Annotated in this window: 19 protein-coding genes; 8 read left to right on the top strand and 11 right to left on the bottom strand. The window is 46.4% G+C overall.

Going from position 1 to position 17,028, the window contains the following annotated elements; all coding sequences use genetic code 11:
* Positions 1–5 precede the first annotated feature (5 nt).
* Together OM95_RS07830 and OM95_RS07825 are read left to right on the top strand one after the other, a co-directional pair.
* Positions 6–227 (top strand): hypothetical protein, encoded by a 222-nt coding sequence (locus OM95_RS07830; RefSeq protein WP_041872234.1) that lies wholly within the window; start codon positions 6–8, stop codon positions 225–227.
* A gap of 104 nt (positions 228–331) precedes the next feature.
* The gene (locus tag OM95_RS07825) at positions 332–679 is read left to right on the top strand and encodes a hypothetical protein (RefSeq protein WP_041872231.1); all 348 of its coding nucleotides are present in this window, start codon (positions 332–334) and stop codon (positions 677–679) included.
* A gap of 4 nt (positions 680–683) precedes the next feature.
* Here the strand turns inward: OM95_RS07825 and OM95_RS07820 are convergent, their stop codons facing one another.
* The gene (locus OM95_RS07820; RefSeq protein WP_041872229.1) at positions 684–2,009 is read right to left on the bottom strand and encodes a polysaccharide deacetylase family protein; all 1,326 of its coding nucleotides are present in this window, start codon (positions 2,007–2,009) and stop codon (positions 684–686) included.
* A gap of 206 nt (positions 2,010–2,215) precedes the next feature.
* The gene (locus tag OM95_RS07815; RefSeq protein WP_041872227.1) at positions 2,216–3,022 is read right to left on the bottom strand and encodes a hypothetical protein; all 807 of its coding nucleotides are present in this window, start codon (positions 3,020–3,022) and stop codon (positions 2,216–2,218) included.
* Positions 3,023–3,211: 189 nt separating this feature from the next.
* Between OM95_RS07815 and lexA the strand changes: the two genes are divergently transcribed.
* Positions 3,212–3,937: a transcriptional repressor LexA gene (lexA, locus tag OM95_RS07810; protein WP_041872225.1), complete on the top strand. Its 726-nt coding sequence runs from the start codon at positions 3,212–3,214 to the stop codon at positions 3,935–3,937.
* 78 nt (positions 3,938–4,015) lie between these two features.
* Positions 4,016–4,516, top strand: a complete 501-nt coding sequence (locus OM95_RS07805; RefSeq protein WP_041872223.1) for a GAF domain-containing protein — start codon at positions 4,016–4,018, stop codon at positions 4,514–4,516.
* A 95-nt stretch (positions 4,517–4,611) separates the two neighbouring features.
* Here the strand turns inward: OM95_RS07805 and OM95_RS07800 are convergent, their stop codons facing one another.
* The 3 genes from OM95_RS07800 to OM95_RS07790 form a co-directional block, all read right to left on the bottom strand.
* Positions 4,612–4,983, bottom strand: coding sequence for a TraR/DksA family transcriptional regulator (locus tag OM95_RS07800; RefSeq protein ID WP_041872221.1), 372 nt, complete (start codon positions 4,981–4,983; stop codon positions 4,612–4,614).
* 431 nt (positions 4,984–5,414) lie between these two features.
* Complete coding sequence (locus OM95_RS07795) at positions 5,415–5,759, bottom strand: hypothetical protein (protein ID WP_041872219.1); 345 nt, start codon at positions 5,757–5,759, stop codon at positions 5,415–5,417.
* Between the two features lie 91 nt (positions 5,760–5,850).
* Complete coding sequence (locus OM95_RS07790; RefSeq protein ID WP_041872216.1) at positions 5,851–6,459, bottom strand: TetR/AcrR family transcriptional regulator; 609 nt, start codon at positions 6,457–6,459, stop codon at positions 5,851–5,853.
* A 137-nt stretch (positions 6,460–6,596) separates the two neighbouring features.
* On the opposite strand from OM95_RS07790, the gene OM95_RS07785 reads away from it, so the two are divergent.
* Positions 6,597–7,880 (top strand): penicillin-binding transpeptidase domain-containing protein, encoded by a 1,284-nt coding sequence (locus OM95_RS07785; protein WP_041872213.1) that lies wholly within the window; start codon positions 6,597–6,599, stop codon positions 7,878–7,880.
* A gap of 24 nt (positions 7,881–7,904) precedes the next feature.
* On the opposite strand, the gene OM95_RS07780 is transcribed toward OM95_RS07785, so the two are convergent.
* Positions 7,905–8,480, bottom strand: coding sequence for an FxsA family protein (locus OM95_RS07780; protein ID WP_041872210.1), 576 nt, complete (start codon positions 8,478–8,480; stop codon positions 7,905–7,907).
* A gap of 26 nt (positions 8,481–8,506) precedes the next feature.
* Entirely contained in the window at positions 8,507–9,277 is a 771-nt protein-coding gene (locus OM95_RS07775; RefSeq protein ID WP_041872208.1) for an exodeoxyribonuclease III, read from the bottom strand.
* Between the two features lie 67 nt (positions 9,278–9,344).
* Here OM95_RS07775 and OM95_RS07770 point away from each other — a divergent pair, with 67 nt between their 5' ends.
* Positions 9,345–9,872: a peroxiredoxin gene (locus OM95_RS07770; protein ID WP_291515847.1), complete on the top strand. Its 528-nt coding sequence runs from the start codon at positions 9,345–9,347 to the stop codon at positions 9,870–9,872.
* A 2-nt stretch (positions 9,873–9,874) separates the two neighbouring features.
* On the top strand, positions 9,875–11,041 hold the full coding sequence (locus OM95_RS07765; RefSeq protein WP_041872203.1) for a hypothetical protein: 1,167 nt from the start codon (positions 9,875–9,877) through the stop codon (positions 11,039–11,041).
* On the opposite strand, the gene OM95_RS07760 is transcribed toward OM95_RS07765, so the two are convergent.
* Complete coding sequence (locus tag OM95_RS07760; protein ID WP_041872201.1) at positions 11,030–11,650, bottom strand: hypothetical protein; 621 nt, start codon at positions 11,648–11,650, stop codon at positions 11,030–11,032. The genes OM95_RS07765 and OM95_RS07760 overlap by 12 nt on opposite strands.
* Before the next feature lie 125 nt (positions 11,651–11,775).
* Here OM95_RS07760 and OM95_RS07755 point away from each other — a divergent pair, with 125 nt between their 5' ends.
* Complete coding sequence (locus tag OM95_RS07755; RefSeq protein ID WP_041872199.1) at positions 11,776–13,632, top strand: hypothetical protein; 1,857 nt, start codon at positions 11,776–11,778, stop codon at positions 13,630–13,632.
* Between the two features lie 97 nt (positions 13,633–13,729).
* Here the strand turns inward: OM95_RS07755 and OM95_RS07750 are convergent, their stop codons facing one another.
* The 3 genes from OM95_RS07750 to OM95_RS07740 form a co-directional block, all read right to left on the bottom strand.
* Positions 13,730–14,476: a murein L,D-transpeptidase catalytic domain family protein gene (locus tag OM95_RS07750; protein WP_041872198.1), complete on the bottom strand. Its 747-nt coding sequence runs from the start codon at positions 14,474–14,476 to the stop codon at positions 13,730–13,732.
* Positions 14,477–14,715: 239 nt separating this feature from the next.
* The gene (locus OM95_RS07745) at positions 14,716–15,357 is read right to left on the bottom strand and encodes a serine esterase (RefSeq protein WP_041872197.1); all 642 of its coding nucleotides are present in this window, start codon (positions 15,355–15,357) and stop codon (positions 14,716–14,718) included.
* On the bottom strand, positions 15,354–16,907 hold the full coding sequence (locus OM95_RS07740) for a S41 family peptidase (RefSeq protein ID WP_291515845.1): 1,554 nt from the start codon (positions 16,905–16,907) through the stop codon (positions 15,354–15,356). The genes OM95_RS07745 and OM95_RS07740 overlap by 4 nt, the downstream gene beginning before the upstream one ends.
* Positions 16,908–17,028: the final 121 nt, after the last annotated feature.

Here is a 17,028-nt window from a genome sequence, read left to right as displayed (position 1 = left end):
GATGTATGGTGAATCGTGGCGGTTTTAGTTTTGTAGCGATGTTGGTGATTAATCCCATCGTGATATTGTTCTATCAAAACTGCTCCATGGCCCCCGTTAGCTATGCGAAAAATACAACACCCGTTGCCAAAGTATCACGCCAGGTCGCTTCAGAAGCGAAACCCGTCGTTGCGACCGTAGCTAAACCGACTTGCGTCGAGAAAAAGGAATGTCCTAAAAAGGAATAATATTCGTTCAGTGAATATCTGATTTCTTTATATACCTTTTACTAATCATAGAGTCCCTTGTTAGAACTGGATCATGAAGCATGGTTCAGAACAAGGAGGCTTCTATGATTAAGTTCGTTTTAACTCTCGCTACACTCTCTGTTCTTTTTGCTAGCGGGCCCGCTGTGGCCTTCGTATCCGCTCAAGAAGAACAAGCCCTGATTGCAGCCATTAATGACGTGAGCCCGGCGCATATACGTGCCGAAAGCCTTCGCTGCTCATTGCGTAATCGCATGTGCCTAGTGCATATGGAGATCGCACAACGCAAAGCCGGCTGCATGATCGAAAGAATTTCGGATGTATCAGATTTATACACTGAAGAATTTGATAAAGAGACAGGAAAGAACTTTTTTGTCCTTTCCCGTTATGCACAAGACAGCCTAGCACACTGTGTGAATCAGCTGTCCCGTTAGAATCTTACTTTTCGCAAGCCGTTGTGTAAGGGTCGATCGGAGAATCCTGATAGCTCAACTGAGGAAACATATCGCGGTAACGGAATCTTTCAGGTTCATAACCGCGCGGAGAAACAGGCTCACCACTCTGATCAGCACGAGGCTTCAAATCCAAGACTTTCACGTTATATGTCTTCATAAAATTCACAGCTTGCGTCACTACTGGCAAATCAGCCCGGCTATTCATGTTGCGGTCTTCAGGCTTTAACAAGACAACCTTGTATCCGTTGTCGGCCAAATAATTCAAAATCAAAGGCAAAGCCTCTGCAGATTGCTTAAAAACGTCATGCATAAGAACGATACCGCGGTTCTTGCTGCCTTTCAGCGCCTTCAAGAAGCTTTGTAAGATCAACTGACGGCGTTCTTCATCGTTTTTGTATTTGGAAACGCCATATTGCCAGTCGAAACTATCGACACTCCAACCAAAGATCTTCAGACCCAGCTCAGTCGCATTACGACGCATGTTTTTATTCATACAGCCGTTGGGGAAGCGGAAGTAGGGATCGATATAACCCGCAGATGCGTAAACGCCTACGTGGCCACCAATCATTTCCGAAAGAAAGTAGTCGTAAGACATTTTGCCACGATTGACTTCACGGCCCATCATCAGCGTGTGATAAAAAGAGTGCGAACCCAAAAGATGACCCTCAGCCAAAATTCGCTGAGTCAAATCCCTGTTCTGCAAAGCCTGACGGCCTGTCGAAAAGAACGCTGCCTTTACTCCTGCCTTCTTTAACGCCTCTAAGATAGGGGCCGTTGTTCTTTGTGTGGGGCCATCGTCAAAAGTCAGCATCACTTCTTTATCGTTCAAGCCCTGCATAGACAGGTAGTCAAGATTGGGAACAGTTCGTTCTTCAAAGGGGATACGGCGGATCTTTTGAATGTCGGAATCCAAATTCAAAGAGGCTTTCTTAGTCAGGTTTGCGATCATCAGCTTGCGCTCTAGATCGCCACTACAATCCTTCAAGGAAATCGCCGCATCATCGGATTCGATGATCGACTGAACGTATTCCAGTTCGCCAATAGGTAAAGATTTTAGCTGAAGGCACAACGCCATACCCGAAAATTTGTCATTACCTGGATTTACGATAAAAGCGCGAAGTTTGTGGTAGTGTTCATCAAATTCATTCCCGCTTTTACTTTGAGAAATGTCCTGGATAATTTGATTGTAGACTCCAGAAACACGCACCATTTCAGCAGCCAATCGGCCCTGCTCGGAAATGGCCTCTGCCGCGATAGCATTAAAGCCCATTAAAAGTGACGACACGAACAAGACCTGTTTCTTAAACATTTGCACACCTCAACAATATTCAACAATTGATGTGGCAATTCTCGTTCCTTCTCAGAACGGTTATACTCGCACTGGCTGGAGCCAAGTCCCACAAAGGACACATTGTGCGTCGTCCCTGTCGAGGATTTTGACACCCGCTACAAAGAGCTGATTCTTCTTCGCAAAATAAAAAAGGCCCACTGAGGGGCCTACAAGAACGGATTTATTTAGGGCTGAGGTCGCGGCTTTTCTTCGGGAGTATGGGTCACTAAGTAGGTCGCTATATCGTCGACCATCTGAATATTACGAGCCACTGATTCTAAGGTCTCTTTATCATCGACCAACAGTTTCTCGATGAATTCTTTCAGTCCCGGCTGGTCCGCATTAAAGCCTTTGAATGCCGGATTTACGAAAACTTCGAGGCTTCCGGTAAGTCCACCGCGATCGGCTCCGATACGGGCTTGCAAAGACTTAAATTCGACGTCTTCAATCGGCAAATTGGCCGGCAGCTTTTTAAAATCAACGACGGCGCGAAGGCGCATCTTCGCGGAAATGATATTTCCATCGACATCCTTCTGTAATTCGTCCATGACTACCGCCACATCAATAGCATCGCCATACTTCTGACCGTAGTCGCTGATCAACGACTTCGCGAGATCCTCAAGTTGGCCGCCAAACTCATTCAGCACCTGCTGCCCGAAGGCTTTCACGAGATCAAACTGAACTGCAACATCACCCGCAATTCGCGGCGCTGTTCCGTCACCAAAGTGATAAGAGGCATTGTTGACGCGCAGATAGAGTTCATTCGCGGGACCTTTTTTGTAAGCAAAAGCTTGCAACGCAAAATCTAGAGTGCGAACAGCATCCATCCGCAGTTCAGTGAAAGCGGCTTCGACCTTCGTTGTAGGATTCGTATAGGTTGCCGCGATCGCCGCGATCTTGCGATTGACCTCGTCTTTTGAAATGATGCCTGCCATAGCCACGGATGAAACGACGAGGGCCGCTGCCATCGTCCCTTTGAACCATGTTTTCATGAAATACTCCTGTAGTGATTTGGTTTGAAAGGTATTTTTATCATCATGAATCCCGGGTGACTCTGGAAACCTGAGTGGCTTACCCACTCTTAATTTCGCGGCCATTGCGGCGCTTCCAGACCTTTCACATTTTTAAAAAAAAGACTATTGACTTACATATTATTTACACTGTAAGTTCATATGTAAGTTATGACGAAGAAAACGCCCCTCCCCCCACTGACACCGAAAGAAAAATCTGTTCTCGAGTTTATCGAGGGCCATATCTTAAGTTCAGGAGTTTCTCCGTCATATCAAGAAATTAAGGATCACTTCGGCTTAGCTTCGTTTAATTCTGTTCAGAATTACTTGAAGCAACTGACGAATAAGGGATACATCGAAAACCCTTTGGGTCAAAAGCGAGCGATCCAGGTGCTCCACTCAGCAAGCGCTGTGCAGGAACATCTTCATTCGAAAAAGGTCTCGACGACGACAGGATCTCACCGCTCACAGCTCCTCCAGGCACGTGATGAGGTCCTGTCCCTTCCCCTTCTTGGCAAAGTGGCTGCGGGTCAGCCGATCGAAGCCCTGAAACATGACGAATTTGTTGATGTTCCTCCTTCTATGATTCGCAATCCTTCAAAGTCCTTTGCCCTCAAAGTTCAGGGCGATTCGATGATTGAAGACGGCATTTTTGATGAAGACATTATTTTAGTTCAAAAACAGGATTCGGCCTCTAACGGCGATATTGTCGTGGCAACGGTAGAAAATGAAGCCACGGTTAAACGCATCTACGTGCGCGCGCGTCCCGACAGCGGTTCTAGCGAAAAACTAGTAGAACTTCGTCCTTCAAACTCCACAATGAAATCGATGTGGTATTCACCTGAAGAAGTCGAAATCCGCGGTATCGTCGTGGGCCTTATCCGTAAATTTCACTAAATCTTACTTGCGTCAGGGATGACCAAGTTTTTCTTAAAGAATTTCCCCGCATTTTGCGTTTTATGATATTTAAGCAAAATGCAAAGCACACACACTCAAATCAGCTATCAAGATAAAGCGAAGTTTTATAAAGAGCTGCAATCTGAAGTTGCCGGCCTTCTTGAGAAAGAATGGTTCGTAAACCTGGCAAACGTCTCGGCACTGCTGAAACAACATCTGCCTGATATTAATTGGGTCGGTTTTTATCTTTTGCACAATAACGAGTTGCTATTGAGTTCGTTTCAAGGATTACCCGCCTGCACGCGAATTGCCTTAGGAAAAGGGGTCTGCGGGACGGCCGCCAAGACGTTAAAAACAGAGCTCGTTGCTAACGTCGATGAGTTTCCTGGTCATATTGTTTGTGATGCGGCTTCAAAATCAGAAATTGTCGTTCCGTTAATTTATGAAGATCGCCTTCTTGGCGTTTTGGATATTGATGCACCTATCTTAAATCGCTTCGATAGCGCCGATCAGGTCGGACTTGAAAAAGTGGTGCAGATTCTTCTTCAGGGTACAATCTGGCCACAGAACTTCACTTAGTAAGCGCCTAGAGGTTTCTGGTGAAAAACAAAGGGGAAGCGCGCAGCACTCCCCCTTAATCCCCTCGAGATAAATTACAATTCAAAATTTTTGAACTAACCGCGAGCGTAGCGTTTGTTCATGGATTCGCGAATTTCAGCACCTTCGATGCTTAAACGAGTCCAAGGAATCGCGCGCAGACGTTCTGGTTCGATTTCTTCTTCGGTTTCTTCACAGTAACCGAATGAACCGCCTTCGATACGTGCTAGTGCACTTTCGATTTCCATCAATTGGGAACGAAGTCTTTCGTGCATGCTCAAGAATTCTTGCTCTGCTAGCACGCGGACAGTTTGGTCGCCCTCATCGCCGCCTTTTTCTTCGTTCTGGTCCAAGTTCAAACGAGCTTCTTTAACCCTGTTCAGGATGTCTTGCTTCGTTTGCAAAAGCTTCGATCTGCATTCAGCGATAAGCTTTTCAGAGATAGCCATATTGCCCCCCTGTTCCTTCCAGCATAAGTGCCAATTTGGAACTGACCTATTAAGTTCTACCATTGTAAATTTTGCAACTAAAAAATCTTACATTAACTTAAAATTAAACAAATCCATGAAAATCTTAATGAATATTTAAATGTAGCCATGGATGCGCCGATCCGAAGTCCTCAAAAAACTCGCTCTCACGTCAGATCTTACAATTTCAATCTCGCTTTCGATGCGACTTCTTTAATTCCTGCGACGCGTTATATTGTAGTGCGAACCTCCCCAAAAGAAAATCTCACCCCTTAAAAAGGGCTTAAAAGTCTCATGTTAGGACACACCGAAATGATTTTTAGGCTAATGCAGATAAAAAAAGAAAGGCGACCTGAACCAGATCGCCTTTCAAAAGTAAGACCTTCTCCCCCAAGAGAATGCCTCTAAGACTGTTATTTCAGACAAGAAGCCACGCGCGCCAGAAGATCTCCGGTCGCGGCGTTCAACTTAACAGCCATCTTTTTTCCCTGAATTCCGCGAGTGCGGAAGGCTTGTGCGGATTCATCCATTTGCGCAGAAACGGCTTTTACAGCTGGCCCCTTTGCCGTTGCGACAACAGAAGAATACTCCTCTATGGATGAAGCGAATGTTTCATGATTGTTGACTAGGCTTGCGACGATTTGTTGCTGCGCTGTTTGTAGAGCCTTCAGCTCTTCTTTCAGTTGCGCACATTGAGAAGCGGCAAATGAACCTGAGGTAAACAGAATTACGCAGAAGAATGTAGCGATGGTTTTCATTGTCGTTGCCTTTCAGTCAGTTGGACTGCTTTAAAGCAATGACTCTGCCACCTGAAAACACCTTTAATTCGTTCTCAGGTGACATTTTTGGCTAAGACCTTAGAAATTTTTCAAACTCGTCCTTTGTTTCGCCAGCGGTGTAGGGCAAAAGAAGACGAGCGACGTGACGGCGACCTCGATCAATACTGCGTTTGCCAGGCTGCTTTTCTGCGGATTCAAAGAACTGTAAGAATGTCGTCGCCATCGCCAGCAAGGATTCCGCAATGTACTGCATTTCTGACAGCTGCTCGATCTTCGCCATTTTGCCGTCCTTCACCCACTGACGGTACAGGATCACCATCAATTTCAACATCTTTTGGATATGGGCTCGCCACATCTTGGCCAATTGCTGATCCTTACGGCGAAGAGCATACATCTCCCGGTGGAAAAAGCGATAGCGCCAGTAAAGTTCGAAGTTTTCGTTGATGAACTCTAACGGACTGACCTTCTTAGTGCGACGAGGACGCCACACATTGTAGGTCTCCTTCGCCATTCGTTTAAAAAGCTCGACCAGAATCTCCTCTTTGTTGTCATAGTGGAAATACAAGTTTCCAGGGCTGATTTCCATGGCTTTAGCGATGTGGTTTGTGGTGATCGCGACGACACCGCTGCGGTTGAAGAGTTCGATGGAGGTAAGGAGAATACGTTCTTTGGTCTTCATGTATTTAAGTCTTTAGTCCAAGTCCGCTCGAGAGTCACGCGAGAATAGCCTTGAAATGGGCTCCGGATGAGGCTTTCCGGTGTCTTCTTCTGAGATTGGCCTTGTAACCAATTAAAAGTTGATGCTACGATTAAATAATGCGCGCAAAAAACAAATATAAGTTGTTAAAACTATTCGCTTTTTCTGGGGCCAGCTTCGTCGCTCTTTATTCTCTGATGGGCTTCACCGCCTCTGAAAGTCAAGAAGCTCCCGCTCTTAAAAAAATTCAAACTCAACTTGAGCAACGAACCCACATCGCAAAAGCCGTGGGAGAAAAAATTCGCTCCAACCAACTGCCAGAAAAAATGGATATTAGCTGGGACGGCGACAAACACCCCGTAACACTGTCTTACACTATCGACGACAGCCTTCAGAAGGAGGCCGATCGTCTTTTGAAATCTTACAAGCCTGACTACGGTGCGATCTTTATGATCGATGCGATGACTGGAGAAGTGTTGGCGATGTCGAGTTTTCAGCGCGATAATCCATCGGCTCCCAACTTAAATCTTCAGGCCACTTTCCCGGCCGCTTCCGTCTTTAAAGTCGTAACGGCCACTGCCGCTGTTGATAAAGCCGGCGTGAATCCTGAACACAAGATTCGTTACAACGGCGGCGCTTACACTCTTTACAAAAAGAATGTTCTTTCTGATCGCGTGACCCGTTGGACCAATGTGATCTCTTTAAAGGATGCTTTCGCACGTTCGATCAACACCGCCTTTGGGCGCTTAAGCATTGAAAACCTTCACCCCGAAGATCTGAACGAATACGCAAACCGTTACATGTTCAACCAAGAGATTCCGACAGACTTTCCCGTGGACATGGGGGTCGCCTATGTTCCGCCCGGAAAAGGCTTTGAACTTGCCGAGGTCGCTTCGGGGTACAATAAAACCAACCGCATGAGTCCCGTACAAGGGGCCATGATCGCTGCCGCTGTCGCTAATGGCGGACAAGTCGTCGTTCCTTATCTATTCAACTCAGTTCAAGACGAAAAGGGCGAGGTTCTTTATCAAGGCGCGACTTTGACCAATGGAACTATCATGACCAAAGAGTCTGCGGCGAAAGTGCGCGAATTGATGGAGCAGACTGTTGTGGCGGGAACTTCGCGTCGCTCTTTCCGACCGATCGTGAAAGATCGCAAGTTCCGCGAAATTGAGATGGGTGGAAAAACAGGCCATCTGACCGGCGATAATCCGCGCGGCCGCGTTGACTGGTTTGTTGGCTATGCTTTGGACGATGAACGAAAAATTGCTGTCGCGGCGATCACTGTGAACAAAAAATTCTGGACTGTGAAGTCGGCACATCTGGGACAAAGCATGTTCCGCAAATACTTCGGCCCCATCGTGTCTAATCAAAAAGGCCGCGTGATTTCTTCGGCCAAATAAAAAAGGCACCCCAGGGTGCCTTTTTTATTGCTCGTCTTTCTTCTTTTCTTCGTGGGTTATTTTAATAGGCGTGACGTCAAGAATGTTCGCCTCACCCACCTCACGCTCATTGTGAGGACCTGCTGAGTCCTCTGTTCGACGAAAACCCTGCCCGTCATTGCGGAACTCATAATAACGAAAGTCCATTCCCGCATTGCCAAAACCAAAAGGCCCCCGCGCAAAGCCACCTGCAAAACCATTCACGCCTTTTGCAACTTGCTTGGCCATGTAGAGCTTAAATCTCCACACCGCCAAATGACGAAGACCAGGTAAAAACAAAATCAGCCCCAGCACGCGTGTGAAAAAAGACGGCACCAAAAACAGCAATCCGGAAATAAAGATCGCGCCTGAATGAAGAATTTTAGAGGCTGGAAGCTGCCCGCGCATCACCGTGGTCTGCAAATTCATGATGGCCAAACGACCTACCGTCGAAACAATCAAAAGCCCTAACAGGCAGGGAAGAAGATAAAGGCCCAAAGTATTTAAAAAGCCCCAGTGACGAACGCCAAGAAAGAAGATCACAATTTCTGCGATCACCAGGGGAAAGGGAATAAAGAACATTGCAACTCCTTTAAAGGAACCTGGTACTACAAGTCCAACGTCGCGACGACAGGACAGTGGTCGGAGCCTTGAACTTGATCGAGAATATCTGCTGAAGAAAGATATTTCTCAAGGCCTTTTGAGATACAAATGTAGTCAATCCGCCAGCCTTTGTTAGAAACGCGGCCAAATGTGCGCATATCCCACCACGAGTAACGCTTTGCTTCGGCTGGTTTAAAATAACGGAAGGTGTCGATGAAGCCCAGTTCCAGAAAAGAATCAAACCACGCTCGTTCTTCAGGCAGAAATCCGCTGACTTTGGAAAGACGAATCGGGTCGTGCACGTCGATATTGTCATGAGCTACGTTATAGTCACCGACCACGACGACTTGACGTCCCGTTTTTAACTTCTCTTTAAGATGAATGTTTAGATCTTTCAAAAATTTCTGTTTAAATCCATGGCGCTCTTCACCTGAGCCACCATTGGGAAAATAGATATTGTACAGATCAAAAGCGCCGTGATCAGACATCACGATGCGACCCTCAGCTTCATACTCTGGAATATTGTCGAAGTGAAACTGCACCGCTTGAGGATCTTGGTGAACGAATGTCGCAACTCCGGAATAACCCTTCTTCGTCGCAGAGGACCAAAAAGAATATTCCCAACCCAATTTTCTGGTTTCAATTTCCACCTGATCAATGTGAGCTTTTGTTTCTTGAACGCAAAAAATGTCTGGCTTTTCAGCATTCACAAACTCCATCAAGCCCTTCTTATAGCAGGCTCTAATTCCATTCACATTCCAAGAGACGATTTTCACAGTTTCTCCTTGAGTTTCCTCCCCAGTGGGAGCAACTATAAATAGCAGATGCAAGGAGACAGTGTCTATGCCAATGATTAATCAACCCGCACCCCAATTCACAACACAAGCTGTATTCGATTCTGGCGAAGTGAAGGACCTTTCTTTAAGTGATTACAAAGGAAAATGGGTTGTTCTCTTTTTCTATCCCTTGGATTTTACATTCGTATGTCCGACGGAACTAACGCAATTCCGCGAGCACGTCAGTGATTTTGCTGCCGCCGGAGCCGTAGTTATGGGCTGCAGCGTTGACTCAGTTCATTCTCACAAACGCTGGTTGCGCGATGATTTGGGAAATTTGGGATATCCTCTTCTTGCGGACCTCACAAAACGTATTGCCCGCGACTACGGCGTACTGTTCGAAGACCGTGGCATCGCCACTCGCGGAACTTTCATTATCGACCCTGAACAAAAAATTCAGTACATGGGCATTCACAACACTTCTGTGGGCCGCGACGCTAAAGAAATCCTGCGCGTTCTTCAAGGCTGCCAATCGGGCGAACTATGCCAGGCCGGTTGGAAAAAAGGTGATTCACATATTTCTCCATTGAAGTAGCCATGAATACGAAATCAGATTTCATTCAGCAATTAAGATCGTCTTATCCGGGGCTTCAGACGAAGCCTCTAGAGGATATCGTCTCTGAAAATCTGATTTCGCCCTTCGCGGTCGAGCTGCCTTCTTCTGTCTTAAAACAGGCGCAAGAAGTGGTCGCGACACTTTTTGCTCTTCGCGAAAAGCCTGCTTATCGCGCGCACTATCAAGACTTGATCCAAGAAAAAGGTCTTCAAGACCCCGGCAACAAGTCTATTATGATGAGCTATGATTTTCATTTGGATGAAAACCAAAACCTGAAGCTCATCGAAGTTAACACGAATGCGGCCTTTCTAATACTTGGCTACGAAATGTACCAGATGAAGGGTCACGCCCTTCCGATCAAAGACTTTTCATTGTCTGAAATGGGCGCGGATATTCGCGAAGAACTGCATTTGCAAGGCAAAACAGCCTCTGAAAAACTGAAGGTCGCCATCATCGATGAAACTCCTTCTGAACAACGCCTGTATGTGGAGTTTCTGGTATATAACGAGCTTTATAAATCTTTTGGTTGGGATTCGCGCATTATGGACTATCGCGAAGTCTTTCAGGACTTTGACCCTGAATTTATTTACAACCGTTATACCGACTTCTTTTTAACAGCACCTGCAAGTCAGAAGCTGCGTGAGAAATTCCTAAAACGCGAAGTGTGCCTATCCCCAAATCCTTATGAGTACCTGCTTTTGGCTGACAAACAACGCATGATCGACTGGATGCAAGCAGGCTTCTTGGAATCTTTAGGCGTTGAAGCCGCGGCAGCGGCACTGATCCGTCAAACTGTGCCATTTTCCTATGACTTGAAACCAGAAGCGGCTGAACAGGTATGGGCGGAAAGAAAAAAACTTTTCTTTAAGCCTAAGAACGCCTTCGGCTCAAAACAGTCCTACAAAGGCGCCTCGATCAGCAATAAAGCCTTTCAAGAGATCGTCGGCCAGGACATGATTGCGCAGGAATTTGTACCAGCCCCGGAACAAACTTTTGAAACACCTGAAGGCCCTCAGAAGTTCAAATTTGATTTGCGCTGTTACGCCTACAAAGGGCGTTTACAACTGGTTCTGGCCCGCCTTTATCAAGGACAGGTGACAAACCTACGCACGCCTTACGGTGGCTTTGCGACTGTTCTATTTCAGTGATTTCACCGCATCATAGCGGACAGAAAGGTACTGCGTCGTCTCGCCGTCTTTTTTAACCAGCAAAAGTTCGTACTCATTGTGGGCACGCTGATACAGCTTGTATTGCGCCCCCGTGCTCTGAATCCACGACTCCAACTGTTCTTTCTGCGGAAAGGACGGGCTTTTTAAATTCCAAAATGAAAATTTGGCCCCATCACTCATCATCTGAAACTGCCACAGACTTTGGCCCACCTTGGGGTTTTTATAGGTGTCGATCAAAGTTGGCGCGAATAAAGAAAAGCGTTTTGCGCCACTCTCTGTTGAGCTGCCACAAAGAACCTGGGGCTCAGAATACGGTCCCTTCAGAAAAGATTGATAGCCATAAAGCTTTGTCTGTTGCGACTGACCCTCCACATAAAATTCCGCGTCTCGCGCCACCAGCAAGGTTTCGGGCAGTTTTGACAAAGCCCCCACAAAGTCGGCGCGCATCTCGCTTAAAAATTCGGGACGTTCTTCACAAGCCGGTGCCGTTGAAAACTGTGGCTGCAGCAAACGCCCTTGATCAGAGTTTTTCCAGGCGAATGAACTTGTTGAAATTAGCACCAGTAGCAAAAAGCCCGTTGATTTCACGACGACCCCTTTTTATGTCTAGTCCAGTATTCGGCAGAAAGTTTTTAAGGCTTAATATTAAAGTGCAGTCGTGTTCTGCCGATATGAAGAGTGTCTCATTTTTCTACAGGGAGTGTGGAAGCAACATGACGATGAAATTAAGCGGCGCTCGAAAACAGAAGGAATCGACAAACTTTTATTCATCTTTCGACCAACTGAATGGTGTCCATCCTTGGATGGAGGCCGTGACAGAAGGTTATGTCTCGTACCGCGTACGAGAACTCCACGCGGGCAAAGTTGCCTACTTCAACTTTATATTGGCAAAAGAAATGGGTCTGATTGCTGCGGATCATCCTCTGCAGATGACTGAAGATTTAGAAAATAAATTGATTGAGACTTTTTCAATTCAAATCATCAACGAATACGACGAACTCACGCAACGCCGCATCGATCCTGAAACCATCCGCCCGCATCGCCACATGGCCACCCGCTATCTGCAACTTCAACACGCCAACAAACAAGGCAAAACTTCCGGCGACGGCCGGGGCATTTGGAATGGCACCGTTTATCATCGCGGCACCACCTGGGATGTCTCTAGTCGCGGAACCGGTGTCACGTGTCTTGCTCCGGGAGCTGTAGAGGCCGCTAAACCGCTAAAAACCGGTGGCACCGAGTTCGGCTATGGGTGTGGCCTGGCCGAGATCGACGAGCTTTTGGGAGCGTCGATTCTTGCCGAAGTCATGCATTTGCAGGGTTTGCGCACGGAACGAGTCCTTTGCGTCATCGATTTGGGAAAAGGTTACGGCATCGGTGTCAGAGCCGCACCGAACTTAATTCGTCCGGCACATCTATTTCTTTATTTGAAACAGGAAAAATACGACACTTTAAAAGCCGCCACTGACTATCTGATCGATCGTCAAGTCGCCAATAAATCGTGGGATATCCCGTCTCGAGGCCTGCAAAGATACGATGCGCTGTTAAGCTGTGTCTCAAAGGCCTTCGCTGAATTTACGGCGCAAATGGATATTGACTACATCTTTGCTTGGTTAGACTGGGATGGCGACAATGTCCTGGCTGATGCCGGGATTATCGATTACGGAAGTGTTCGTCAGTTCGGGATTCGCCACGACAAATATCGCTATGATGATGTGGAAAGATTCTCGACCAATCTTAACGAACAAAAACAGAAGGCTCGTCTGATTGTACAAGTTTTCGCACAAATGGTCGACTACCTGAAAACCAAGAAAAAGAAACCGCTGCGCCAGTTCGCCCGGCATCCAGAGGTTCTGAAGTTCAATAAAACTTTCGACAAAAAACGTGCGGAAAGAATCTTATATCGCATGGGCTTTAATGAAACCCAAAGAAATAATATATTCACCCACAAAAATCTGTTCGAAAAATTTGACAAAGAATTCTCGTTCTTCGAACGCGCAAAAATCAGTGGTTCCACAGAAAAGGTCGCCGACGGTGTAAATCATCCCGCCCTTTTTAATATGCGCTCTATTTTAAAAGAATATCCAAAGTTTCTGTTGGAAAGCCCGGTGCCTTTTGAAAAACGCTGGATGACCGACGGCAACTTCTTCAAAATCATTCTTTCAAGTTTCGCCAAAGCCCGCGATGCCCGTATGGGAGAAAAGCAACAGCGTCACATTGAAAAATTCCAGATGGCCTATCGCTCTTTAGTGATTGCGGCCGCAGGCAAACAGAAGCCCGACACGATTATAAAAGGCATTTGTGAGCGCGCGGAAAAACTTAACTCCGATAAACGCATCACAGGCAATGCCTTAATCGAAATGGTGGAAGAGATCATCACCGAAAAGAAAAAAGGTCTATCCATGGATCAAATCCAAAAGATCGTCGATCGTTTGGTCTTTGAAAACAATGGATTGCCCGAGGTGAATACCGGTCGCTTCTATAAAGACCTCCAAAGCACTCCGGCAGTCAAAATGGACCTTTACGCAAAACTCTTAAGCCTCGTCGAAGAGAACGCCGAGTCCATCTAATTTCTTAACGAAGGTCGACTCTGCAAAAAAGAAACCCACACGCGGGGATTCCAGAAGGACACGTGTGGGCTTCGAGGGGCCATGAGAACTAGAGCGATTAATTTGCGTAGGCGTAAATCAAAGAGCCGCCTTTTAACATATTGATAACTTTGGTTTTAAGTGAGCTTGCCACCGCGGGGCAACCCCAGCTACGACCCTGAATCACAGATTTTTCGCTGACATAGTTGGCGCCATGGATTACAACCGCACGACCGCGCGCATTGGAATTCGTCGAAGAAAGACCATCCATTCTTAAAGACAATCCATTCGAACCATTGTAAGTGCTTCCGGTCAGATAGTAACCCAACGAACTTGCTTTAGAGCCTGACGTGTTGCTGAACTTCTCTGCATAACCGTCGTGGTTCGAGTCAGAGCCTTTGCCGTGAGCCACGTGAATGCTCCAAACTTTTCCCGTTTTCATATCGATGATGTGGAAACGAGCTTTCGTGGACTTCGCACCGAAATCGATCACAGACACATAGTTCTTATTTTTGATTTTTGATTTATTCGAATCGAAATAAATCAGCGCTTTAGCCAAAGCATCCGTGTTGATGGCTCGGCTGGGATCCACATAGTCGTACTCCTTCAAGATCGCAGATTTGGTGCTGCTGGCAACAGCATTTTCTTCAACCATGCCGGTCGCTTCCGGATTTTCCGACTGAGCCGTAGAGTCAAACACTTGCTCTTGTGTTGTATCGTCCTGCAAAGTCTCCGTGGAACTTAAGTCGTCACTGTTTCCTGCACAGGCAGCTAATCCAAGATAGGCAGTCAACACAAGTGAACTTAGTAATGTTTTTTTCGTCATTCTTCCTCCGTGAAAAATTGGCGTTGTGTGTTTGTGAGATCCTACATAAGCGAGGTTACAAAGCGGCAATTTTAGTTACGGAAAAAGAAAATTTAAGACGTTCATCCCAAAGTTTTTTGAGAATCACTAGGATAAAGCACGCCGAAGGTGCGTGAACAAACTCAGGTTCGCACTATTTTTTGATTCTTTTGAGCTAGATAAAAATAAGAAAGGCGGATTTCAACCGCCTTTGCAAAGAACTATTTCTTAAGATCCGACAGCTGCTCTCGCACCCACCGACGAATAATCGGATATTCTTCTTCTTTTAACGAGTGATCTTTGTCCATTTCAACCCAGGACACTTTTAGTCCGGCGTCCTTCAGCTTATCCACCCCGTATTTGGTTTCTTCCAAAGGCAGAATATCGTCTTGATGCCCATGCGTGAATAACCAAGGTGTATGCCGGGCCTCCATCGATAAATTCGTACGCCAGCGTGGATAGAAATTGAAATACCCGCTGATGCCAACAACCCCCGCAAGTTTTTTGGGATAATTTAAACCGACATCCGCACTGATCAAACATCCTTGCGAAAAACCAAAAAGGAATATTTTTTTAGGATCCCAGCCTTGGTTTTCAAGATCATTTAAGAGATCAAAAAGCTTCTCACGGATTTTAAGCACACCGTTACTTTGAAATGGCGGTTCTCCATACCACGTATATCCATCTAGAAAGCGTCGAGGCGCATTCAGCAACAAATAATTCATCTCAGGAATATTCAACTCGTCGTCAAAAGAATAGAAAGGGCGAATGCTATCCCCACGTCCATGCAGGACAATCATCAAAAATTCTGACTTCTTCTTGGCGGGAATAAACTTATGTTTGAATAAATTTGTGGAAATCATAAACCTGCTCTAGCCACGGAACGAGAACAAAATAAAACCTGGCGTGCCTTCGTCAATTGAACATCTTCATTTAAACCCTGCTCTTCCATTTCAAGGCAGTCCCCGGCAGAGTAAGCCAAAGTGGAACGAACTTGTTTTTCAGGTGCGAACAATGGATTCATAAACTGGTCGGACTCGCGAGCGACTGAAATCTTCTCGAAATCCACGGCGACATCAGGTTGAAGACCCTTCATCTGCGGCGAACGACCTGATGGCAGATAGTAGAAACCTTTGGTTTCAAACAACGCGATCTTTTTATTCTGGGACCAGTACTCGCCCTCTTGGAAGGACCCTTTTCCAAAAGTCTTTTCTCCGACTAAGAGCGCGCGGTTCAAATCACGCAAAGCCCCGGCTACGATTTCCGCGGCACTCGCAGAAGACCCGTTAATAAGAATTGCCATCGGTAAAGAGAACATCTTTTCTTCGCCGCCATAATACTCTTCCGGCTTTTTACTTGGATCAAGATAACGAACTTCAAAAATCTTTTTATCGCCACCGACAAAAAGACTGGCGATACAAGCCGCCTCTTCCATCTGACCGCCTGGGTTGTCACGAAGATCTAACAGTAAACCACGCACGTGTGACTTTTTAACGATTGCCAAAGATTCTTTAACCTTGTCGCAAGAGCCTTTGGCAAACTTGTTAATACCCACCACTGCGATCGGCTTAATACCATCGATGACCCGAGTAGAAACCGTCGCCACGGTAATTTCTGTACGGCGAAGACGGAACTTTTTCTTTTCACCATCACGGTCGATGACGACGGAAGTCACTTCGCCGACTTCACCTTTCAGCAATTCAGAAACCCGAACTTGCATAAGTCCGCGCACTTTTTTGCCATTTACAGACAATAACAAATCCCCTTTTTGAACACCGGCCAATTTTGCGGGGCTGCCCTCTGTCACTTTGCGAACAACATAACCTGTTGCCGATTGGCCTAATGTGATGCCTAAAGAAGTGGATCGATTGTCTGCTTTGGCAACCACCTCTTGAAACTGAGAAACCGGCATCAGGTAAGTATGCGGATCACGAAACACCGAAATAAATCCATTCAGCCCCAAACCCACCATCCAGGACTTTTGGCTTTCCGAAATATGCTTTTTCTCGAGTTGCTTCCAAGCCTTAAAGAAGGAAACCTTCACCGCCTGAGCTGTGTTTTTACTAAAAAACTCTTTCCAAGGTTCTAACTGCTTTTTTTCCGAACTCATGTCGACGGACACAAGCTCTTCCACCGGGACCAATTGACCTTCTTGCGTAAGGCCCAAGTTAAAGCGGCCCGCAATAGTTAGAACCGCATTAGCGCAAGCCAGATAGTAACGCTCAGAACTGCTGCATGTTTGATCTTGTAAAAGGTCTTCCAAGGCATCTGGGCCGAGCCCCGTCTCAGCCCAGTAGCCCTCAACGGACTTAACCTTGGAAGTGTCGCGATAAGATTTACGCGACAAGGATATACTGACCCCCACGGCCAATACCAACAATGATGCTATGAAAAAACGTGGTGAACTAAGCACTCATCGCCTCCCGACTAGTGACACTCTTGAGCAACGGCTGTGCCGCCTCAGATCCAATTAGTTCCATTCTGAGGCCCTTTTTTGGTATTTTTTGCCAGGTTGAACAGGTCCCTAACAGGCC

Origin of the sequence: Bdellovibrio sp. ArHS (assembly GCF_000786105.1) — a bacterium.
Lineage (GTDB): Bacteria > Bdellovibrionota > Bdellovibrionia > Bdellovibrionales > Bdellovibrionaceae > Bdellovibrio.
The sequence above is the reverse complement of the archived record's forward strand: the minus strand, read 5'-3'. Positions and strand labels throughout refer to the sequence as shown.